At 69.2% G+C, this 22,026-nt stretch carries 19 protein-coding genes and 1 pseudogene; 14 read left to right on the top strand and 6 right to left on the bottom strand.

Translation table 11 applies throughout. The features are described from left to right. Positions 1 to 72 precede the first annotated feature (72 nt). Together OG488_RS35870 and OG488_RS35865 are read left to right on the top strand one after the other, a co-directional pair. Positions 73 to 576: a DinB family protein gene (locus tag OG488_RS35870; RefSeq protein WP_329237002.1), complete on the top strand. Its 504-nt coding sequence runs from the start codon at positions 73 to 75 to the stop codon at positions 574 to 576. 328 nt (positions 577 to 904) lie between these two features. Then, positions 905 to 1,120 (top strand): DUF6243 family protein, encoded by a 216-nt coding sequence (locus tag OG488_RS35865; RefSeq protein WP_329236999.1) that lies wholly within the window; start codon positions 905 to 907, stop codon positions 1,118 to 1,120. A gap of 226 nt (positions 1,121 to 1,346) precedes the next feature. On the opposite strand, the gene OG488_RS35860 is transcribed toward OG488_RS35865, so the two are convergent. Next, positions 1,347 to 2,012 carry a TetR/AcrR family transcriptional regulator C-terminal domain-containing protein gene (locus tag OG488_RS35860; protein WP_329236997.1) on the bottom strand — a complete coding sequence of 222 codons (666 nt, stop codon included), beginning with the start codon at positions 2,010 to 2,012 and terminating at the stop codon, positions 1,347 to 1,349. A 110-nt stretch (positions 2,013 to 2,122) separates the two neighbouring features. On the opposite strand from OG488_RS35860, the gene OG488_RS35855 reads away from it, so the two are divergent. The 4 genes and pseudogenes from OG488_RS35855 to OG488_RS35840 all read left to right on the top strand — a co-directional run bounded on the left by OG488_RS35855 (position 2,123) and on the right by OG488_RS35840 (position 5,215). Next, on the top strand, positions 2,123 to 3,085 hold the full coding sequence (locus OG488_RS35855) for an alpha/beta hydrolase (protein WP_329236994.1): 963 nt from the start codon (positions 2,123 to 2,125) through the stop codon (positions 3,083 to 3,085). A gap of 121 nt (positions 3,086 to 3,206) precedes the next feature. After that, positions 3,207 to 4,001, top strand: a complete 795-nt coding sequence (locus OG488_RS35850; protein ID WP_329236991.1) for an NAD(P)-binding domain-containing protein — start codon at positions 3,207 to 3,209, stop codon at positions 3,999 to 4,001. Between the two features lie 185 nt (positions 4,002 to 4,186). After that, positions 4,187 to 4,418: pseudogene (locus OG488_RS35845) on the top strand (hypothetical protein). Positions 4,419 to 4,630: 212 nt separating this feature from the next. Then, positions 4,631 to 5,215 (top strand): hypothetical protein, encoded by a 585-nt coding sequence (locus OG488_RS35840; RefSeq protein WP_329236986.1) that lies wholly within the window; start codon positions 4,631 to 4,633, stop codon positions 5,213 to 5,215. Positions 5,216 to 5,497: 282 nt separating this feature from the next. Here OG488_RS35840 and OG488_RS35835 read toward each other — a convergent pair whose 3' ends face one another. The 3 genes from OG488_RS35835 to OG488_RS35825 all read right to left on the bottom strand — a co-directional run bounded on the left by OG488_RS35835 (position 5,498) and on the right by OG488_RS35825 (position 7,835). Next, complete coding sequence (locus tag OG488_RS35835) at positions 5,498 to 5,851, bottom strand: PRC-barrel domain-containing protein (protein WP_329236984.1); 354 nt, start codon at positions 5,849 to 5,851, stop codon at positions 5,498 to 5,500. Positions 5,852 to 6,155: 304 nt separating this feature from the next. Beyond that, positions 6,156 to 6,326: a hydrophobic protein gene (locus tag OG488_RS35830; RefSeq protein ID WP_329236981.1), complete on the bottom strand. Its 171-nt coding sequence runs from the start codon at positions 6,324 to 6,326 to the stop codon at positions 6,156 to 6,158. A gap of 693 nt (positions 6,327 to 7,019) precedes the next feature. Then, positions 7,020 to 7,835 (bottom strand): hypothetical protein, encoded by an 816-nt coding sequence (locus OG488_RS35825; RefSeq protein ID WP_329236978.1) that lies wholly within the window; start codon positions 7,833 to 7,835, stop codon positions 7,020 to 7,022. A gap of 429 nt (positions 7,836 to 8,264) precedes the next feature. Here OG488_RS35825 and OG488_RS35820 point away from each other — a divergent pair, with 429 nt between their 5' ends. The 6 genes from OG488_RS35820 (at position 8,265) to OG488_RS35795 (ending at position 15,669) form a co-directional block, all read left to right on the top strand. Beyond that, the gene (locus OG488_RS35820; RefSeq protein WP_443074259.1) at positions 8,265 to 8,744 is read left to right on the top strand and encodes an ATP-binding protein; all 480 of its coding nucleotides are present in this window, start codon (positions 8,265 to 8,267) and stop codon (positions 8,742 to 8,744) included. Between the two features lie 258 nt (positions 8,745 to 9,002). Further along, positions 9,003 to 10,133, top strand: a complete 1,131-nt coding sequence (locus OG488_RS35815) for a glutathione-independent formaldehyde dehydrogenase (RefSeq protein WP_329239241.1) — start codon at positions 9,003 to 9,005, stop codon at positions 10,131 to 10,133. 491 nt (positions 10,134 to 10,624) lie between these two features. Then, positions 10,625 to 11,812, top strand: coding sequence for an FUSC family protein (locus tag OG488_RS35810; RefSeq protein WP_329236976.1), 1,188 nt, complete (start codon positions 10,625 to 10,627; stop codon positions 11,810 to 11,812). A 273-nt stretch (positions 11,813 to 12,085) separates the two neighbouring features. Next, the gene (locus OG488_RS35805; RefSeq protein WP_329236973.1) at positions 12,086 to 13,270 is read left to right on the top strand and encodes a zinc-dependent alcohol dehydrogenase; all 1,185 of its coding nucleotides are present in this window, start codon (positions 12,086 to 12,088) and stop codon (positions 13,268 to 13,270) included. A 262-nt stretch (positions 13,271 to 13,532) separates the two neighbouring features. Next, on the top strand, positions 13,533 to 14,009 hold the full coding sequence (locus OG488_RS35800; protein ID WP_329236970.1) for an SRPBCC family protein: 477 nt from the start codon (positions 13,533 to 13,535) through the stop codon (positions 14,007 to 14,009). Between the two features lie 43 nt (positions 14,010 to 14,052). Beyond that, positions 14,053 to 15,669, top strand: a complete 1,617-nt coding sequence (locus OG488_RS35795) for a phytoene desaturase family protein (RefSeq protein ID WP_329236967.1) — start codon at positions 14,053 to 14,055, stop codon at positions 15,667 to 15,669. A gap of 564 nt (positions 15,670 to 16,233) precedes the next feature. On the opposite strand, the gene OG488_RS35790 is transcribed toward OG488_RS35795, so the two are convergent. Next, on the bottom strand, positions 16,234 to 17,661 hold the full coding sequence (locus tag OG488_RS35790) for an MFS transporter (protein ID WP_329236964.1): 1,428 nt from the start codon (positions 17,659 to 17,661) through the stop codon (positions 16,234 to 16,236). Positions 17,662 to 18,082: 421 nt separating this feature from the next. Further along, a complete protein-coding gene (locus OG488_RS35785; RefSeq protein WP_329236961.1) occupies positions 18,083 to 19,339 on the bottom strand; it encodes an amidase family protein in 1,257 nt (418 codons plus the stop codon). A gap of 991 nt (positions 19,340 to 20,330) precedes the next feature. On the opposite strand from OG488_RS35785, the gene OG488_RS35780 reads away from it, so the two are divergent. Together OG488_RS35780 and OG488_RS35775 are read left to right on the top strand one after the other, a co-directional pair. Beyond that, complete coding sequence (locus OG488_RS35780) at positions 20,331 to 20,534, top strand: cold-shock protein (protein ID WP_010982331.1); 204 nt, start codon at positions 20,331 to 20,333, stop codon at positions 20,532 to 20,534. 283 nt (positions 20,535 to 20,817) lie between these two features. Continuing rightward, positions 20,818 to 21,915, top strand: a complete 1,098-nt coding sequence (locus OG488_RS35775) for an FUSC family protein (protein WP_329236950.1) — start codon at positions 20,818 to 20,820, stop codon at positions 21,913 to 21,915. The last annotated feature ends 111 nt before the right edge of the window (positions 21,916 to 22,026 follow it).

The raw sequence follows: 22,026 nt of genomic DNA, 5'->3' as shown, positions 1-22,026 counted from the left end.
GCGGGGTGCGGGTGGAGCGAACCGTCGGTTAATGCCTCGACATCGGGTGCGTGATCGGGGATTCTTCGCGCGATGACCAGAATCGACGACACACCGCCCTCATGGGACGAACGCGCTCAGCTCACCACGTTCCTCGACTACGCACGCGACGCCGCCCGCGCCAAGTGCGACGGCGTCTCCGCCGAGAACGCACGCAGGGCGCTTCTTCCGGGCTCACCGCTGATGACCATGAACGGAGTGATCAACCACCTCCGCTGGGTCGAGTACTACTGGTTCCACGTGGTCTTCCTCGGCGAGGAGGACCAGGGCCCCTGGACCGACGAGGACCCCGACCGCGAGATGCGAATCGCCGTCGACTTCCCGCTCACCCAGTTGCTCGCCGAATACGCCGGACAGGCCGCCGACCACCGGGACCTGGTCGCCGTGAACAGCCTGGACGAGCCGGCCCGGCGAGCCGTCCGCAACGGTGTCCACGTCAATCTGCGCTGGATCCTCCTCCACCTCACCGAGGAGACGGCCCGCCACAACGGCCACCTGGACATCCTGCGCGAGATGCTCGACGGGACGACCGGCTAGAAGCAGGTGGGACGGCTAGGGGACGTCCGCCATGCGGGCTCTTCCACTGGTTTTGGGTGAGCCCGCGGCGTCCCAGGTCGCAGACGGCCCGCGCCGTGGCCCTGTGATCCACGAGCGACGCGGCCCGGGTGAGGAGGATCCGGCCGCTGTCGTCCGCAGGGCTTGGTGCGCGGGACCGACGGGACCGGGTATTCTCGGGCATGTTCTTCCAGACACCGGTTTACGAGTGAGCGCGTGATGGGCCCCTGTCCGACGTCCTCCGACGTCGCCGCGCCCGTCCCCCACCGATGAATCCGTAGATCACTTCACATCATTGCCGGGAGAGCCCGTGACCGACAGCAAGAACATCAACAACCCCGTGGGCCAGGGCGGCGGCCAGCGCAAGAGGCAGTCCCGCGCCGAACGGCAGAACCACGGTCCGCACCGCAATCTCGACCGCCAGGGCGCTGCCGACAAGAAAGCGGAGTTGGTGCGCAAGATGCGCGAGAAGGCAGCCGCAGCCGAGGCCGCCGCACAGACGGGCGACGACACCGCACAGAGCTGATGCACCACCGCCGGGCGACACCGGCAGAACGGGGCCCGGACCGCGACGCGCGGTCCGGGCCCCGTCACCGTGCCGGGGCTCTTCCGCCGTGCCGGGTGCGGCCGGCGGCAGGCCGCGAACAAGCACGGTGATGCCGCATTCACCCGCCGGGCGGACCTCAGTATCGGCAGTGGTCGGCCATGACCTCCGTGAGCACCGTCCGGTGCGACTCGGAGTGCGCCGCATGTCAGCCCAGGGGGTGCGGTCGGAACCGGCTACTGGCGGCCTGTTCCCGAATCCCGCCGATCACGGTGTCGAGCATCCGGTCGAACTCCGTCCGGGATCCGAAGTCGGCCATGAGGGGAGTGAGAGCGGCCATGGCCGGGTGGTCGGCGGCATCGAACGCCGGCACGGCACCGGGCTCGCCGGGGGCCGCACTGATACGCGCCAGCAGGTGTCCGTTGAGGAAGCTGAACAACACCATGGGCGCGTCTGCGACGACTTGGTCGGGCAGTCCGGCCTCGCGCATCGCGGAGACCAGTCTCTCCAGGGCGGAGATGGCCACCGTCGAAGTCTGAGCACGCGTCACCAGCAGGGGAAAAACCTGCGGATGCCGGTAGGCCATCTGCCGGTAGCCGTGCGCCGTCCGGCGCGCGATGTCTTCCCAGCCGTCGGCTGCGTCGTCGTCCACGGTGGCCGCCACCTCTGCGAGCACCGCTTCGGACACGGCGTCCAGCAGAGCGGCCTTGCCCTTGACGTGGTGGTAGATCGACATGGGGTCGACCCCCAGCTCTTGGCCGAGGCGTCGTACACCGAAGCGCTCCAGGCCGTCCCGGTCGACCAGCGCAACGGCGGCGGAGGCGATCCTGGCACGGTCAAGTCCCGCCGGAGTTCCCTGAGTTCGCTTGGCCACGTCAACTCCGTTCCTTGTCAAACCTACAACGTAGAAACTATCGTACGGAACGTGAACCTACGGCGTAGGTTTCAGGACTCGGCTCCACGGGAGCCGACCGAGGAGGAGACATGGGCGAGGCGATTGACACAGGACGGCCGCCGGAGCCGGACTGGCAGGCGATGACGCACGAGGAACTGGTCACCTATCGCGACGCGGAAAACCGCTGGCGGGCCTCCGCCGCGGCGCGGGCGATCCTCGGGCATCCTGATCCCGGCGCCGCGATCGAGTGGCAGGAGGTGGCGCTGTCCGGCCGCAGGGTCCCGGTCCGGGTGTACCGTCCGGCCCCCGCGCGCGACGGCGGAGGCGCCGGACGGGCCGATCTCCCGCTCGTGATCCACGTGCACGGCGGCAGCTTCGTCGGCACAGCCGCGCAGTGCGACTGGGCCAACAGCCATCTCGCCGCCCGGCTGCCCGCCCTCGTGGTCTCGGTCGAACACCGCCTCCTCGATCTGCGGACTCCGCTGCCGGATGCCGTCGACGACGGCTGGGACGTGCTCCGCCATGTGGTGCGGCACGCCGCGGGGTGGGGCGTCGACCCGGCACGCACGGCTGTGTTCGGCGAGAGCTGCGGTGCGTTGATCAGCGCCCTCCTGGCGATCCGAGCCAGAGAGGCCGGCCTGACCCTCAAGGCGCAGGTGCTGGTCAACCCAGCGGTCGACGTGACGGGAACCATGTTCGACTACGCCTCGATGACCGAATTCGGGTACAGCCCGACCCCCGCCGCGCCTCAACTCCGCCTCTTCCGGCGACTCTCCGCTCCGCCGGCCGTCGACGCTCGTGACATCTCACCGCTGTACGCCGAGAACCTGAGCGGGCTGGCCCCGGCTCTCGTGGTGGTGCCGACCCAGGACGCGGTGGCCGATCACGGCCGCCGCTACGCCGGCCGACTGCAGGCGGCCGGGACACCCGCGCGGCTCACCGAGTACCCCGGAGCCCGGCACGCCTTCCTCACCCTGCCGGGCGTGGAACGGCAGGCGGAGGCCGCACGAGCGGAGATCGTCGAGTTCCTCCGGACCTCCCTCGGCGCATGACCGAAAAGAAGGTGAGGACTGTGACGACGAAGCCTCGTGACGAGGCAGGGAGGCCGATCTGTGCGACGTCCGACATCGCAGACCGTCATCACGCGCGCCACGAACGACAGGGGCAGAGGCAGTGAAGCGGATCGGCATCATAGGTGTGGGCGAGATCGGCCGGGCTGTCGTGACGGGCCTCTGCCGCGAAGGCGACCACGCGCCGGAAGTCTTCCTGTCCCCCCGAGGAGCCCGTGCAGCCGCAGAGCTGTCCGAACGCTACGAGAGCGTACAGACATGCGCCGACAACCAGGAGGTGGCAGACCGCTCCGAAGTGGTGATCATCGCCGTACGCCGAGCGGACCGGCACGACGCACTGGCCGGTCTGAGAGTGGACGGCGACAAGGTGATCGTCAACGTGATGGCCGGCGTCGGCAACGACGACCTGCGCCGCACACTCGCGACCGATGTCCCGCTGGTACGGGCCATCCCCCTGCCCACGGCACGCGAACAGCGCTCCGTCACGGTCACGTGGCCGTCCCACCCTGCCGTGGACTCCCTCTTCGAGCAGCTGGGCGGGGTGCTCCCAGCCATGGACGAAGCGGCGTTCAACGTCCACTCCGCCCTGACGGGGACACTGACCACCCACTACGCGTATCTCGCCACACTCACGCAGTGGGCCGTCCGCCACGGCATCTCCTCCGACGACGCGGACCGCTACGTGCGCAGCCTCTTCCAGGGGGTAGGCCGCACCCTGAGTGACCAGACCCGTTCGTTTCAGCAACTCGCCGCCGACCACGAGACCCCGAACGGCAACAACGAACGCATCCGCACCTCATGGTTCGACAGCGCCAACTCCGAGTCCTTCAACAAGGCTCTCGACGACCTCCTCGGCCATCTGGACGTGCCCGGGAACGAGCGCCCGCAGGCCACGTGAGAACCTCATCGGTCGTCGCTCCTCGCCTGGACGCGCGATCTCGGGCTCGATCCCCCGCTGCCACGGCACGGCTGTCCCGTACCAGTTCCTCGATCCTGCGGGGAGGGCGCCCCTATGTATGTGGTCAAGGTCGGAGGCCAGTAGGTTCGGGGGTCGAGGGTGGGAGCCGAGCCGTGGGGGTAACCGTGGGCTGCAGTCAGGTCACGATCGAACTCACGGCTGACGAGGCGCTGGTGCTGTCACATTGGCTGGAGAAGCTCCAGATGACGGACCTCAGTCGTGTTGTCGACGATCCGGCGGTCTGGGCACCGATCCATCGTATTGCGGGGACGCTGGACAAGGCGCTGCCTGAGCAGTTCGCACGCGATGACGACGCGGCTCGAGGCGGCTCGTCGGCGGTTGCGGCCGGAGGTCTGACGGATCGGTGTGACCTACTCATACCGAAGAGGACATCGGTCCGGCTTCTGGCAAGGCAGAACAGAGCCACGGAAGCCTGAGCGGAGGATGTGGAGATCATTGACGGCTACTGAAGAGGTCGCACCGGTCCACCTCGGTCGGGATCTCATGGAGGACTCCGTCGAGGGGCTCGTCGTCACCCGGTGCACTGCCGCTTCCGGGGAAGGGGCCTGGTGACCGGGATCGAGCAGGAGGGAACCCTGATCTCGGACGGCCTCGCCGTCATGCACGCCCTTGAGCGTGTTCTTGGACGGCGATACTCCGAAAAGACTCCCCGGTGGACAGATCTCGGCTTCCCTGTGATCGACCGGGGCTCGTACGCGATTTTCCCACTCGCTGTGGTCGGTACGCCACAGGACGGTGATTCCGGAATGACCGAGGCCCTGTCGGACATGCGGCACGGCCTGCGGCGCAGCTGCGTCCATTTCTTCGGTGGCGACGACTTCCACGCCGAGATGGAGCTGGATCCCGAGGACGGGTACGGCCGGAAACTCGTGGATTCCGGAGCCCTCGTCACCGGGCCTCCTTGGGAATGCCTCTGGTGTATTCAGCGCTTCGCCGTGGTGCTCGTGCACTCGGTCGACCAGCAACGAACCCTGGAAACCCTGGCTCTCCATATCGTTCCGATGGACTGGGTCCGGTACCAGCCTCTCAACTCGGGTACGAAACGCGAAGCGTCACGCCATCGGCGGGTCATCAGGGAACGGGAGGATGCCGATGTGATCTGGTCATGGCCGCTTTCGGTTCCGGACGAATGAGAATGTCCTACATATTCTGACCCTCGTCCGATGCGACGAAGCTCGGGCGTCATCCGACCGTCCCAATCTGACGGCGACCACCACCACGCTCGGATCCGCCCCGGGATCGGTGTACTGGGGCTCCGTCGCGAACTGAACGCACCGCGCACATGGCATGCGGGATGGATTCCTCGAATCACTCGTCCGAAGGCAGGTACGCCACGGGGCGGCCCAGCATGACACAGCGCAGGAGGCGCCCGGAAAGGTCTCCGGGCGCCTCCACATCTGGCTTGTGCTGCGGGGTTACGGGCGTCGGTGGCTGTGGTAATAGCCGCCGACCTGCTCGTGGTAGCCCGTGTCGCCGACATGCTTGTCCTTGTCGAACTCCGGGGAGCCCTTGATCTGGTCCTTGGTCAGGTCGACGAAGATCTTCCGCTCGGACTCGTCGATGGTACGGACGGTTCCGGCCGGCAGCAGAACGTGCTTACCGAAGATCCAGACGCCGGTGTCAACCACCAGATACGAGGAGTTGACTTCGTCCGAGTGCTTGTCGACCTTGCCGATACTGCCGTCGGTGGCCTCGACCTTGTATCCGATCAGATCGGTGCTCGCGGTGCGGCCGGCGGTCGGCTGGTAACCCCAGATGTTGTCACTCATAAAACGGCTCCTTCATCAGATAGCTGCCACTCCCCGACCGAAACCGTGGAGCGGGATCGGCGTCGCCGAAATCCGGTGACGCTCTCTCAATACCTCACGTGCCCAGCATTCCTGAGCTCATGCATCGCAACCCCGAACGGTCCCGCTCCTTCAGCGATCGGAGTTCCTGTCGCTGAAATACATGATTCCTGACGCATGACCGGCCATATTCCCTGCGGGCGCACCGGACATGCGGGTGGGCCGCGACAACGGTTCGTCGCGGCCCACCCGCACAGAAGAGGAGTTTCTACTCAATCACCGATCGTCACCATCGATACCAGCGTCCCCGCTTACCACCACTCGCCGTCGGCCGGACAACGAATCCGAGCAGCCAGACCACCAACACGATGATCGCGATCCACCACAGTGCCTTCAGAGCAAAACCAGCACCGAAGAGAAGTAGGGCGAGCAGAAGAACAAGAATAACGGGAACCATGATTATCAACCTCCGACACGTCCTGTGCCCCGACACTCCGTCCTCACGCCAGACGCCTGACGAAAACCTGTGGACGCACCCCGGCCACGGACAGGTTCGGCGGCCGTCCACGGCAAGGCGCTTCCTGAGCTGCTCGCACCTGACTACGAACGACGGCTTGAGGACGCTCGTCGGCGGCTTCGGCCGTAGGGCTGCTCGAGCGGCATGAACTCCGGCACCGTTGAGACAGACCTGCAGCATGACCCCATCCTCGCAGGCCGCACCTGCGGGGCCTCCTGGCAGACAGCCGGATCAGGCCGAAATCAACTCCCGAAGATCGAGGGCGAGTCGATACACATCCTGGGGAGTGGGTCGTCGGGAGGTATCCGTCGCGGGTCACTCAGCCGACACACCGAAGACAGCCACGCTCTTCGCCGTTCGCTCGGGAACAGACATCCCGTCCGAGGTGCAGAAACTGTTCGACGGCTCCTGATCCGAAACGCGAGGTTCGGTGTGGTCCAGAGCCTGCGCCACACCGACCCCCGGCACACCGGACCGGGGCAGCCGCGTAACGGCCTTTCTCGGTCTCGCTGTCCACCTCGCGCGTCCAGCGGCGGGTGGGGATCGCCTGCACGGGGGCTGGAAGTTGAGCGGGCCGGACCCGTCGAAGGTCAAGATGACCTCGGGTTCGCCGCACTCCGCGCGATAGCGGCGTCAGGCGTGGCAGTGGAGCCGGACGAGGATCGTGTCAGCGGGAAGAGCCTCAAGGTATGCCTCACTGCCCGGCCACACCGCGGGCTTCGGAGGGTCATGAGGGCAGAGGGCGGGCTCGCACGACGCATGGACGGCATGAGACCTGCCCTCCAACCACCAGCCGTCCAGGGTGAGTACGTCGGTATCCGGCCGGGCCGATGAGGTGAACTCCCGGATATAGGCGGAGCGGGAGCCGTCATAGCTCATGACGGGATGCTCCTCCGGGTCGTGAGGGCCGATGAAACCCAGGTATCCCAGGCCGAGGCTGAAGGGGTGGTCGAGGTAGGCCTCGACCAGCGGCTGGGCCCGGTAGGCGGAGATCATCTCGTCTCCCCGACGGTCGCCGGGAAACGCGCCCGGATCGTTGCGCCAGCGGTCGACGAAGACCGTGAGAGGAACGGCCGGCGGGTGTACGGCGGACAGGCTCTGCCACAGATCCCAGGACGCGGCGACCGCACGCTCGGACGCACGATGCGGCTGCGAGAAGTCGAGCAGGCCGCGCGGCCCTCCGGCGCAGACACCTGGGGCGCTGGGGCAGGGGGTGCCGCCGTATCCCGGATCGTCGTGGATGAGCCTGGGGTCGTTCTCGTATCCGGCGGCGACCGCGAAGCCCAGACCGTCGCTGCCCCCCTGGATGCGGCGATGGTCCCACATGCCTCGGTCGACGGGGTTGTCACTCGTGTCCAGGTAGAAAGGCGCCAGGGCGTCCGCAAGAGCCCCTTCGACATCACCTGCGGCCTCAGCCGGCAGACAGACCGTCACCCATAGGCCGGCCATCCCCCACCTCTTCACCTCGTGTCGGCGAACAGCATGATCGCACGCATACGGAGTCGCACCACACAGGCCACCACTATCGACAGCGGCCCGACCGTGCGCCGGGCTACCGGTGCTCGCGCCCAGCAGCGGGTTCGACCTCGGAGACCTCCCCTCGCCGGAACCACAGATCACAGCAGTGACGGCCACGCACCCCGGCTGGTTCCGGACACCGGCAGCATCACCTTCGCCGACTCGATGTTCCTGCGGCTGGTCCTCGCCGGGCCCCAGCACACCACCCGTGCGCCCCCACCGTTGAGGCCCACACGCCGCCTGATCGACCGCACTCTCGCCTCCGTCGTGTGCTCGTCCTGTCTGAAACACGTCGGGACGGGTAGGCAGGAAGTGTTCCGAACCGCGGTGAACGCGGATCAGATCGACGGGGGAAGGCTCATGGAGCAACTGATGTACGGCATGACCGGGCAAGAACGACGAGAGGCGGCCGCCACGGAGTCCGTGCGGGCCGGCACCGCCTACGACATGGGCTCGGAGGAGATCGCTCTCGCCCGGCGCTTCGTCGAAGAGTTCCTGACCGTCGCACGGTCGCGGCACGGGCTGGATGTCTCCGCCCGGGCGGTGGAGATCGCGCAGCTGGTCGTGAGCGAGCTGGCGACGAACGTCTGCAAGTACGCTCCCGGACCGTGCCTGCTGGACCTGGAGACGGACGGCAGCACCCTCGACATCGTCATGTGGGATTCCGGCCCCGTCCTGCCTGCCGCGTCCCCCGCCGACGCGGCCCGGATCGGCAGGCACGGACTGGAACTGGTGCTCATGGTCTGCCAGAGCTTCGCGGTGGACCGAGAACCTGTGGGAAAGCGCATACGTGTCCGGGTCGCCCTGCACGACGACCCGGCCGGCCACACCCCCTGGTAGCCGCCGCGAGCACCGGCATGCAGTGTGACCCCGCTTCCGTCGACAGGTCTCGGCGCGCTGTTTCACTGCACGCGTCCGTACGGCGCGCCCCGAGGACATGGCGGTCGACGCACCACTGCGTCATCGCGGCAGATCCCGTTCCTGGCCGAACTGCGTGGAAAGCCGTCGGCGGGCATGGTGGAGGGAAGGCTTTCCCCCGTGCCCCGGGCCGCCGATCGCCCGGCGTGCTGCGGGCCGACGGAGAAGGCGGTGAGCCATGTGAAAGCACTCGTCTACCAGGGTGCGAAGAATGTCGCGGTCGTCGACGTTCCTGACGCGAGGATCGAACGTCCCACGGACGCACTGGTAAAGATCACCTCGACCAACATCTGCGGCTCCGACCTTCACATGTACGAGGGTCGGACCACGATGGAGACCGGGCGGATCCTCGGCCACGAGAACCTCGGGGAAGTCATCGGGACCGGGGACGGAGTCGACCGCGTGAAGGTCGGTGACCGGGTCTGCCTGCCCTTCAACATCGGCTGCGGATTCTGCGCCAACTGCGAGCGCGGCCTCACCGGTTTCTGCCTCTCCGTCGACTCCGACACACCGGGCGGTGCCTACGGCTTCGCCGCCATGGGCACCTACGCCGGCGGCCAGGCGGAGTACCTCAGAGTCCCCTGGGCCGACTTCAACTGCCTCGTACTGCCCGAGGACGCGGCGGAGAAGGAGAACGACTACGTGATGCTGGCGGACATATTTCCCACCGGCTATCACGCCACGGAGTTGAGCGACGTGTCACCGGGTGAATCCGTGGTGATCTACGGAGGCGGGCCCGTCGGCCTGATGGCGGCGTACTCCGCCCGTCTGCGCGGCGCCGCCCAGGTCCTGGTCGTGGACCGTCACCCCGACCGGCTGCGACTGGCCGAGGAAGCCGGAGCCCTGCCGGTCGACGACTCCGAGGGCGACCACGTGGACCGGATCGTCGACCTGACCGACGGCGGAGCCGACAAGGGGTGTGAATGCGTCGGCTACCAGGCTCACGACCCCCAGGGCGACGAGAAGCCTGAGGGGACCATGAACGACCTGGTGGCCTCCGTGAAGGCGACCGGAGCCATAGGCGTCGTCGGTGTGTTCCTCCCCCAGGACGAGGGCGCTCCCACCGCACTGACACGCGAGGGCAAACTGCCGTTCGACTTCGGTCAGTTCTGGTTCAAGGGCCAGCGCATCGGCACCGGTCAGGCCAACGTGAAGGCGTACAACCGCCGCCTCGGCCGACTCATCCAGCAGGGGAGGGCGAAGCCCTCGTTCATCGTCTCGCACGAACTGCCTCTGGACGCCGCGGTGGACGCGTACCGCCACTTCGACGACCGCGATGACGGATGGACCAAGGTCGTACTCAAACCGTGAGCCGGCTCAGGCCGCACTGAGCGGGTCCTGCGTGCCCAGCTGCCGGGCACGGGTGGGCGGGTGAGGACGTCCGCCCTCAGAGCTGGCCTCCCGCGCTCGCCGACACGCCCCCGACCACATGCGGACCCTGCGACGCGGCATGACGCAGCGCGTGCGGGCGGACGTCCACTCGTACGTTCACGGCGCCGGGCCCCGGTGTACGCGCCGACTCCTACCTCCGCTGCGGCGGCGACCCGCCACCGGCCACAGGTGAGGACCGCACGCCGGTGGCTACCCTCGCATCGAGCGGCCACCGCGTGCTCCGCACGAGACTGTTCCCCGTCCTCACCTCCGCGCGCCTGACGGCACGCGCCGGACTCGGATACGGCGACCACCTCGCGAGACACGTGCGGCTGCTCGATCGACGGTCTTCCGCCGCGAACGGGTTGCTCGTGGCGGCAGGCCGGCCATGACGGAGTGACGGGAGGGCGCACGCCCCTATGACCAATGGCATGACGACCGAAGGGTCCGGCACGGGGCGGCGATTCGCGGCCGTGGCGCAGTGGTGGCGGCGTGCACGCGCGTACTCCGGGGACGAACGCGAAACCCTGCTGATGCTGGGGAAGAGCACGCTCGCGGCCACGCTGGCCTGGGTCGTCGCCTACGACGTCCTCGATTCCCGTTCGCCGGCCTTCGCACCGTTCTCGGCAGTGCTGATCATGCAGGTCACCGTCTACCGCTCGGTCACACAGTCGCTGCGCTATGTCGGTGCGGTGGTCGTCGGGGTCCTCGTGCAGGCCGCCCTCGGCTTCCTCGCCGGCCCTGACCTGCTGACCTTCGTCGTCGTGGCTCTCATCGCTCTCGCGATCGGACGGTGGCCCGTGCTGGGCGTTCAAGGCCCGCAGGTGGCCACCGCCGCCTTCTTCGCCTTCTCCACATACGCCTCGTCGTCGGGGGACTCCCAGCGGATCTGGCGGCTGGGGGAGATCGTGGTGCTCGTCCTCATCGGCTGTGTGATCGGCACAGCGGTCAATGTGCTCGTGGCGCCGCCTCTTCGGTACCGCAGCGCCGAGTACGGGATCCACAGCCTCGCTCACACGCTTCACGATCTGCTGGCCGACATGTATCCCGTCCTCGCCGAGGGAGTACCTCACCAGGACGTCACCCGGGGGTGGCAGGACCGCGCGGCCCGCACCGGAGCGATGATCGGACAGGCTCGGTCGGGACTGCAGACCGCCAAGGAGAGCGCCCTGTTCAACCCTCGACGCCTGATGCGGCGCTACCGCGGCCACCCCGGATTCCAGGGGTACGAGGCCGTGCTCGGGGCGCTGGAGCGCACGCTCTACCAGGTGGCCGCGCTCACCCGGGGACTCGACCGGTCCCGCGAGAAGGACGAGGCGGTCCGGCCGTTCCTGCAGCGGTACGCGGCATTCCTGAAGTCCGCCGGCGCGGTCGCCGAGGTGCTGACGACGCTGGACGAGACGACGCTGCCCCAGCAGGCAGAACGACTGGAGCGGCTGACCGATGAAGCCGAGGCTCGCCGCGACGAGGTCATCGGGGAAACGGAACGGCTGTCCCTGTCCCTCTCCGACCCCGCCTCTCCGTACGGCATCCTCGTCACCGAGGCGACGAGGCTCACGGAGGAGTTTCGCTACACCTCCGAGGTCCTCCTCGACCTTGCGCACGCCGAGGACCGCTGAGTGATCATGCCCCATCGCCGCGCCGCCGTCCGACGCCGACAGCCGGACGGGACCATCCCCCGATCTGCGCGGGAGCGCCGCCGTGGGCATGCTGGAGTGAACAGTCGACGGGGTCGGGCCGCCTGCCGGAACCGGTCTGCGGGACGGGCCGACGCCGGGCTCCCCCGACTGTCCGCCGAGGCACTGGCCGCGTTCCCCGGCGGGGTGCGCGGAGGCAGAGGCGCCCCCACCACAGCGAACGACATGCAGACCCGACAGACAGGGAGAGCTCACATGCGCGCACTCACCTACCAGGGCAAGAGGGATGTCCAGGTGAAGACGGTTCCTGATCCGAAGATCGAGAAGCCCGACGACGTCATCGTGCGGATCACCTCGACGGGCATCTGCGGATCGGACCTGCACCTCTACGAAGTGCTCGGCCCGTTCCTCGATCCCGGAGACATCCTGGGACACGAGCCCATGGGGATCGTCGAGGAGACCGGGGCGGAAGTGACCGCGCTCTCGCCGGGCGACCGTGTGGTCATCCCGTTCAACGTCTCCTGCAACCACTGCTTCATGTGCAAGCAGGGCCTCCAGTCGCAGTGCGAGACCACCCAGAACCGTGACCGCGGCACCGGTGCGTCGCTCTTCGGGTACACCAAGCTGTACGGCCAGGTGCCCGGAGGGCAGGCCGAGTTCCTGAGGGTGCCGTTCGGCAACAGCCTGCCGATCAAGGTGCCGGACGGGCCGCCCGATGACCGCTTCGTCTATCTGTCGGACGTCCTGCCCACCGCATGGCAGGCCGTCGACTACGCGGCGATCCCGCCCGGCGGCTCCGTGACGGTCCTCGGCCTGGGACCGATCGGGGCGATGGCGGCCCGGATCGCGCAGCACCGGGGAGCTGGGCTGGTCATCGGCGTGGACCTGGTCCCCGACCGGCTGGAGCGTGCCGCCGTTCACGGAGCGAAGTGCTTGGACCTCCGCAGGTACGGCAAGGACCTGGGCGACGCCGTCCGAGACCTCACACAGGGCCGGGGAACCGACGCGGTCATCGACGCAGTCGGGATGGAAGCGCACGGAGCTCCACTCGCGAAGGCGGCTCACTGGGCGGTCGGGATGCTGCCCGACGCGGTGGGCGAGCGTCTCATGGAGAAGGCGGGCGTCGACCGGCTCTCGGCGCTCTACGCCGCGATCGACGCGGTGCGCCGCGGCGGAACGATCTCGCTGTCAGGGGTCTACGGGGGCGCCGCCGACCCGCTGCCCCTGCTGACCATGTTCGACAAGCAGATCCAGTTGCGCATGGGCCAGGCCAACGTGTGGCGCTGGGTGGACGACATCCTGCCGCTCCTCACCGACGAGGACCCCTTGGGCGTGGACTCGTTCGCCACCCACCGGCTCCCCCTGGAGGAGGGACCTCAGGCCTACCGCACCTTCCAGGAGAAGGCCGACGGCATGATCAAGACACTCCTCATTCCCTGACCCGGCGCCGTCGGCCACGCGGCACCGCTGGTGAGCGGCAGGTCAGGGCCTGCCCCACCCCTCCGCGCCCTGTCAGTCACCGCCCACCTCGTGAACGAATACGCGCATGGTGTCGAGGGTGCCGTCGTGGGACGCGGTCACGGTGGACGGTGCCCGGAGGCCGCCGCTGACGGCACGGCCGCCGACGCGCGACGTCGTGCGCGTGCATCTAGCGTGGGAAGCCGCAACGAGGACCATCACGTCGAGCAGCGGAGGTGCCCCCGTGGCCGTACGACACCGGTTGATCAGGAAGCCGCCGGAGGACGTGTGGACGGTCCTCTCCGACGTCGCGCAGTACGGGAACTGGGTCGTCGGCACCGCCCGCGCCGAGCCCGACGAGGGCGCGTGGCCCGAGCTGGGGGCTTCGCTGCGCTACGAGATCAAGCTCGGACCGGTCACCCTGCACAACCGGACGGTCGTACGCCGCAGCGAGCCCCTCAAGGCTCTGGAACTGGAGGCGGACAGCGGGCCGTTGGGTACCGCGCGGATCGCGGTGGAACTGCGCCCGTGGGGCGAGCACACCCTGGTCATCTTCGACGAACACCCGCTCAGCGGTCTGGGGGGCCTCCTCCACAACGGCCTTCTGGAGCTGGCTCAGCAAGTGCGTCACCGCGTGGTCCTGCGCCGGCTCGCCCGGCTGTGCGAGCAAGGGAGCAGCGAGGCCACGGGCTTCGCACCGCTGCAGACAGGCGGGGCCTGAGCGGACAGCGATTGCCCGGGTGCCATCGAGGCGGGAGAGAGCCATGCCGGACGCCGTAGTCGTCGGAGCCGGACCCAACGGGCTGGTGGCGGCCAATCTCCTGGCCGACGCGGGCTGGAGCGTGGAGGTCCTGGAGGCGCAGAACGAGCCCGGAGGAGCGTGCCGGCACGATCGTGGGGTCGACGCCGACTTCGCCAGTGATCTGTTCAGCGCCTTCTATCCCCTGGCCGCGGCTTCCCCCGTCCTGGCCGCTCTGGAACTGGAGCGGGAGGGGCTGGGATGGAGCCACGCCCCGAAGGTGCTCGCCCACCCCTTGCGGGACGGGCGCTGCGCGGTCCTCAGCCGTGACGTGGAGGAGACCGCCACGAGCCTGGACGTGTTCGCTCCCGGGGACGGTGCCGCGTGGAAGGACCTCCGGGAGCTCTGGGAGACGCTGCGGCCCGGCATCCTCGACGCCCTGTTCACCCCGTTCCCGCCGGTCGTCGCCGGGGCGCGGCTGGCGCTGCGGCTGCGTGCGGCGGGCGGACTGAGAATGGCCAGGACCATGGTGCTGCCGGTGCGGCGCCTGGGCGAGGAGGAGTTCCGGGGCGCGGGCGGCAGGCTGCTGCTCGCCGGTAACGCGCTGCACGCGGACCTCGCCCCGGAGGCGGCGGGCAGCGGCGGCTTCGGATGGCTGATGTCGATGCTGGGGCAGACCTACGGCTTCCCCGTGCCCACGGGCGGCTCGGGAGAGCTCACCGGCGCCCTCGTCCGCCGGCTGGCTCGCCGCGGCGGAGCGGTGCGCTGCGGGGAACGGGTCACCGAGGTCGTCGTGCGCGGCGGCAGGGCCGTCGGGGTCCGTACCGCCGGTGGCGAAACGGTTCCGGCCGGCCGGGCCGTGCTGGCCGACGTGTCGGCGCCCGCTCTCTACGGTTCCCTGGTGGCCGCGGAACACCTCCCGGGGCGGCTGCTCGCCGACCTCAAGCGCTTCCAGTGGGACTTCGCGACCTTCAAGGTCGACTGGGCGCTCGACGGCCCGGTGCCCTGGTCGAGTCCCGAGGCATCACAGGCCGGGACGGTGCACCTGGCAGAGGGAGTGGACGGGCTCACCCGGTTCGCCGCACAGATCGCCATGGGACGTGTACCGGACGCCCCCTTCACCATCTTCGGTCAGATGACCACGACCGATCCCAGCCGCTCACCCCGGGGCACCGAGTCGGCATGGGCCTACACGCACGTACCGCAGCACGTCCGCGGCGACGCCGGCGACGCCGGACTGACCGGCGTCTGGGACGCACGGGAACAGGAGGTGATGGCGGACCGCGTCGAGGCGCAGGTGGAGCGCTATGCCCCAGGATTCCGCGCCTTGGTCAGATCCCGTCGCGTCCTCGGCCCGCCCACGCTGGAACGTCTTGACGCCAACCTCCACGGGGGCGCGATCAACGGTGGGACCACAGCCATGCACCAGCAGCTGGTCTTCCGCCCCTCCCCCGGCACGGGGCGCCCCGAGACCCCCGTACCCGGGCTGTACCTCGCGTCCGCGTCCGCGCACCCGGGCGGAGGCGTGCACGGCGCTCCCGGAGCCAATGCCGCGCGAGCGGCGCTGCGCCGACAGCGCACCGCGCCACTCGCCCGCCTCCAGAGCGGCCTGACTCGCCGAGACCGCCAGGGCCGACGCTGATGCTCCCCGCGGCGCCGGTCCGCACCTCCGCTGTCCGGCCCGGTCCGCATCGAGCGCTCCCGTTCGACTCTGATGGATGCTTCAGCTCGGCGGATGCGGGGCTCTCGTGAGGTCCATAGCCGGTTGGCGCCCCAGTTGCACGTCCACAGCTCCAGGGCCGTGCCGTTGACGTTCCCAGCGGGTGGGAACGATGTCGCCGAAGAACGCGTCGACGTGTACACCGCCACGTCGGCGGCCTCTTCCCCGCCCTGATACTTCGGCATGGCCGTGTCCACCACGCTCCTGCGGATCCAAGCCCGCTTCGGCATGGCCGGCCTCGCCTCGGCAGCGCGCCGATGATGCTCCTGGGCAATCGTCTCTCCAGCCTTGCCACAGGCCCCACTGCTGCCGTCCGACAGGCGGCGACATGCGGCAAGCACCGCGCGTCGCCGCCACTGCCCCGTCGGACACCCGAGACACCCGGGGAAGAGAGGGCGCTCCTCGCCCACAGGTGTCTCGGCCCGGACACCTCGGGGAACCACCACGAAAATGCGTGGACGATCAGGCACACCCTCCTGGTCCGCGTCAGGCGGACGGGTCCTCGGTCCCGGCGAGGGGGGCCGGGACCTCGCCCTCGTCCAGGGCCACGTCCTTCGTCTCCTTGCCGATGAGGAGGGCGGTCAGTGTGAGGACGGCCATCACGGAGAGGTAGACGCCGACCAGCCATGGGGAGCCGTCGCCGGCCTCCCAGAGGGCGACCGCGACGAACGGGGCGACGGCCGCGCCGAGGATGGAACTGACGTTGTAGGCGATGCCTGAACCGGTGTAGCGGACGCTGGTCGGGAAGAGCTCCGGGAGCATCGCGCCCATCGGGCCGAACGTCGTGCCCATCAGCGTGAAGCCGAGGACCAGCCACAGGACCACGCCGAGCGTGCCCAGGTTGATCAGCGGCACCCAGACCAGGCCGAAGACGATGATGCCGACGGTGACCCAGGCGAGGGTCTTGCGGCGGCCGTACTTGTCCGCGAGCGGGCCGGAGATCAGGGTGAACGCGGCGAAGAACAGCACACCGAAGATCATCATCAGGACGAACGTGGTGTAGCTGTAGCCGAGGCCCGGGACGTCCGCGTCCTCGGCGGTGCGGCCGTAGCTCAGCGAGAACGTCGTCATCAGATAGAAGAGGACGTACGTCGCCAGCATCGCGAAGCTGCCGAGGACCAGCTGCTTCCAGTGGTGGCGGAAGACGGTGGCGAGCGGCAGCTTGCGGACCTTGCCGGTCTCCTGCGTCTTCGCGAAGACCTGCGACTCGACCAGGCGCATGCGTACCCACAGACCGATCGCGACCATGACGGCCGAGAACAGGAACGGGATACGCCAGCCCCAGCTCTGGAAGGCCTCGGAGGGCTGCGACGGGTCGGCGCCGGCCGCGGAGGGCAGCAGCGCGCCGATGAGCAGGAAGAGGCCGTTGCCGATGATGAACCCGAGCGGGGCGCCCAGCTGCGGGAACGTGCCCCACAGCGCGCGTTTCCCGGCGGGCGCGTTCTCGGTGGCGACCAGGGCCGCACCGCTCCACTCGCCGCCGAGCGCGAAGCCCTGGGCGAGCCGCATCAGCACCAGCAGTGCCGTGGCGACCCAGCCGACTTGCGCGTACGTCGGCAGAACGCCGATCAGGAAGGTGGCGATGCCCATCGTGAGCAGCGAGGCCACCAGGGTGCCCTTGCGGCCGAGGCGGTCGCCGAGGTGGCCGAAGACGATCGCGCCGATCGGGCGGGCGACCATCGCCGCGCCGAAGACCGCGAAGGAGGAGAGCAGGGCCGTGGTCGCGTCGCTGCTCGGGAAGAAGAGTTTCGGGAAGACCAGGACCGCGGCGGTGGCGTAGACGTAGAAGTCGTAGAACTCGATCGTCGTGCCGATGAGGCTGGCGATCAGGACACGGGACCGCGAGTTGGCGGGCGCGGCCTCGGCCGGGGACTGCGGCGGCGCCTGGGCGGGCCCGGTGGTGGGGGCGTACATCTCTGGAACTCCCACGAGGGCATGGAGCGGCCGTCGACGTAGCCGGCCGACGGTCCCGCACGGCGGCGCAGGTCCCCCTCGTGGCAAGGCCGCGCGACCCATGCGGGCGCCATGACGATCTCACGCATCTCACGGACCGGTTGATCGTCGTCCAGAATGTGGGATTCGGAAGCCGGCCACGGGCCGCCCCCAGGCGGTGTTCCGGACCGAACTGAGAGGCGCTGAGAGGCCGCCGCGACCGGACAGGCGACCGGCCTGCCTTCACGCCCTTCGGCACCAACGGCTCCAGCGCCGCCCCCTGTTCGTCCGTGAGATCCCCCCGGCGCATGCGCGGCGATCGTCCACCGCTCAAGACCCACTGACGACACACGGCCTGACCGCGCCCGGACCTGCGATACCCGGCGCCGGCGGGCATACCCGCTCACACCCCGGCTGACTCCACGCGGACCGCGAGATCGAGCAGGTGGCGGTCGCTTCCGCGCGGGCCCACCAGACACAGGCCCACGGGTGCGGTGCGGCTGCGTACGGGGATGCTGACCGCGCAGCGGCCCGTGAGGCCGGCGAGACAGGTGAGCTGGAAGGTCTGAGCCCTGGCCTGCTCGATGACAGGGCCCCCGAGTGCGGCCTCCTCACGGGTGGGGGCCACCGAGGACGCGGACGGCAGGATGAGTACCCGGTCGCCGAGCAGGTCGTCGACGCGGGCTCGCGCCTCGCGCAGAACCCGCTCGGCCGCGGCGAGATCGTCCGGGGTGTACTGGGACGCGGTCTCGAACCGGGACCGGACATCCGGGTTGAGGGACTCCCAGTGCCGCGAGACCCACGGCCCCCACCGGTGCCAGGCCTCCACGCCCTGCTTGGTCTGGAAGGCGCGCACCCATCCGGGCAGCACGCCGGCGTCGAACCGTACGCCCTGGACGCGCGGCAGTCCGGCGGCGCGCCAGCCGGCCACCGCCCGGCGCACCGCGGCGCCGACCTCCGGCGAGGCCACGCCGATGATCTCCTGCGCGAGTACGGCACCCGACGGAGCCGGGCCGCCGCCGGGCAGCAGAACCCGCCCCGCGGCGCGCAGTGCCCTGGCGTCACGGGTGATCCAGCCGACCGTGTCGAAGGACGGTGCGAGCGGCAGCAGCCCCTCGGTGGACACCGCGCCGTGGCTCGGGCGGATTCCGTAAAGGCCCTGGTAGGAGGACGGGATGCGGATCGAGCCTCCGGTGTCGGTGCCGAGACCGATATCGGCCTGGCCCAGTGCGACGGCACTGGCGGGACCGGAGGTCGAGCCGCCCGAGATGCGTTCCGGAGCAGCGGGGTTGGGCGGGGTGCCATAGTGGCCGTTCGTGCCCGCCAGGCTGTACGCGAACTCATCGGTGCGGGCCATGCCGGCAACGGCGGCGCCCGCCGCGAGCAACGCCGCGACCGCCGAAGCGGTGGTGCTCTCCGGGCGACTCCCGGCCAGCCAGGCAGGATTGCCCGCGCCCACCCGGTGCCCCTCGACAGCGAACAGGTCCTTGACGGCCACGGTAATTCCGTCCAGCGGACCGCGTCCCGTCGCCGGCACCAATGGGTCGCCGAACTCTCTCCACACCGTGGGATCGGGCTCGCCGGAGATGCGGCGGTCCGGTGTCGGCTCCCTGCCGGCTCCGGTCGCCGCGAAGACCGGCTGCCCTCCGGAAGAGACCATTGCCCCTGCCCCTGCTGCCGCCGCGAGTCCCAGAAACGGCCGCCGGTTCATCCCCATCTGCCGCACCCCTCATCTCGTAAGCCGGTGATGGAGGCTAGGCGGGGTGTATATCGGTGCTGTTTCACGATCGTGGGCGACAGGTAAACGGCGGTGCCGGTCAAGCAAGTTGACCTGTCTGACCGGCGAAACCGGTATACGACGCCCAGCCTGCGACCCTCACCGACCCTGACTCACCCCCGGTGATGAGACGCGTCCGGAACGCAACGGCTGCCACGGCATCGGAGCGGCGCGCAGTCCGAGGGCGTGGCGCAGCACCTCAACGGGTGTTCAGCGGTCCAGGCAGAGCCCTGCGACGAACGTCGTGACCAACCGCCGCCCCTTGGACCCGGGTGAGCCGAACGACGCGGCCCGGCCGGCACTGTGGCACGCTACGGTTCTTCCTCTCTCTCCCGTGAAGCAGCCGGATCGCGCGTGCCGCACTGCTTCACGCCCGGTACGTGCGATCGGCTCCGTGTCCCGACACCTCGGCGAAGACGACCGCCACCTCGCCGGTGACACGCCGGAAGGTGAAACGCCGCAAGGCGACCAGCGCACTCGGCAGCGAAGGACAGGCCACCTCACGGCCACCCCACTCACCGCTTCAAGAGCTTCGCTGTACGGCGCTCCCCGGCCTGAGGCTCGTGGCGGCCCAGCATGCCGGCAGCAGGGCTCGGCACGGCAGCCAGGCGTCCTCACGACCGTCTGGTTGAGGAGCCCTGGCCTGCGGTCGGGTCGATCCGGTTCAGAAAATGACGCTTCATCCAGCTGCAGTCATAGGCGGGAGTTGGCAGATCGGTGTACCGTCAGGTCCAGCTGTCGTGGTTCCTAGGAGATCGCCCGCGAGAATGTCAGCGGGCGATTGTGCTGTTCAAGCGAGTCTCGAAGGACCAGGGCGATCACCTCCGGTTCCCGCAGGGTGCGGGAACCGATTCTCAACGCCTTGGAGGGCAACATGGCCAGCGGAACCGTGAAGTGGTTCAACTCCGAAAAGGGCTTCGGCTTCATCGAGCAGGACGGCGGCGGCCCCGATGTCTTCGCCCACTACTCCAACATCGCCAGCTCCGGCTTCCGTGAGCTCCAGGAAGGCCAGAAGGTGAACTTCGACGTCACCCAGGGCCAGAAGGGCCCCCAGGCGGAGAACATCACCCCCGCCTGATCCCTTCATCCTCCTGGGACCCGCCCCGCGACTGCTCGCGGGGCGGGTCTCGTGCGTCAGGGCGTCTCTTCCCTCGCGACGTGATCGTGCCGTCAAGAGGATCGGGTCGGAGTAGCGGACCAGCATCACCCCGTGACGCCTTTGTGCCGGAAGCATGAAGATCGTTTGCCGGGTAACCCGGTCGGCTGAGAGGCGAAAGCGCCAGCGGCTGACGTACGGAGGGGTGCCCACGGTGCACATGACGAGAGCCGTCCGGCGACGGTCGGCGTACGAAGTCACAGCCGTGCGAAGAAGTGCGAGCCGGGCCGTGCGCTACCCCGGACCGGAGCGAGCCACCGCGGTCCAGGCGCTCAAGGCGGCGGGGGCGGCGATGCTCGCCTGGGCTCTGGCCGCATTCTGGATCGAGAGCCCCATGGCCCTGATGGCTCCCTGGACTGCGCTGGTCCTCGTCGATTCGACGGTCTACAGGTCGTTGCGGGCCGGTGCGCAGCAACTGGGCGTCATCTCGATCGGCACGGTGTGGGCCTCGGTGGCCATGTACCTCACCCATGGCAGCACCCTGCCGGCCATGGCCGTCTCGCTGCCTCCCCTGATGCTCATAGCGGGCTACCGAAGACTCGGGGCGCACGGCGTCTACGGAGCAACCACGGCTCTGTTCGTGATCGCCTACGGCGCCTACCAGCCGTGGCAGGTCGGCCACCGTCTCCTGGAGACGCTGATCGGAGCGCTGATCGGCCTGTCCGTCAACGCATGCGTCCTGCCGCCCGTGCGCCTCGCCGGCGTACGGGCCGGTCTCCACGCCCTGGCTGTGGAATGCGGCGACCTCCTGCAAGGGATCAGCGACGGCCTCAAGCACCCGTGGGATCCGGACCAGGCCGACGCGTGGGAGGGCGCAGCACGCAGACTTCACCGCAGCGTCCAGGCCGTCGGCCGCGCGCGGCACCTGGCCGCTGAGAGCACGCGCCTCAACCCGGGGCGGCGCATGCGCCGCGGTCACCGCACTCCCCATCCGCCACCCTGGCTGGACCGACAGTGGGAGGACGTCGTTCACCACCTCACCGCTCTCACCCACACTCTGTCCGGCATCGCAGCCAGGTCGCACACACTGTCGCCGCCCACCGAAACCTTCACACACGACTACGCGGCCCTGGCCCATGATCTTGCCTGCCTCTGCGCGGACCAGGCCGAGCTGATCGCGCGGCACGACGAAGGCGGCGACGAGCAGCAAGAGCGGGCGGTGGCGTCCTGGAAACGCTACGAGCAGCTGTTGGGGAAGGTGCACGACCAGAGGGACCGGGCGGCCACGGCGGTCAGTGGTGGCCTCCTCATCTCGATCCGCCAAGTACTCATCGCCCTGGCCCCGGAAAGAGCCGAGGGGTGAGCCCGGCACCGTCACCCGCACAGTGCGGCACCACCACGGGTCGAAGAAGCCACCCCGGGACCGCGATCTGGCGGCGGTCGATGAGCTCGGCTGCACCCGCCTCCGCCCAGG

This window comes from Streptomyces sp. NBC_01460, assembly GCF_036227405.1.
In the GTDB taxonomy this organism is placed as follows: Bacteria; Actinomycetota; Actinomycetes; order Streptomycetales; family Streptomycetaceae; genus Streptomyces.
This window is presented reverse-complemented; position numbering and strand designations above follow the sequence as displayed.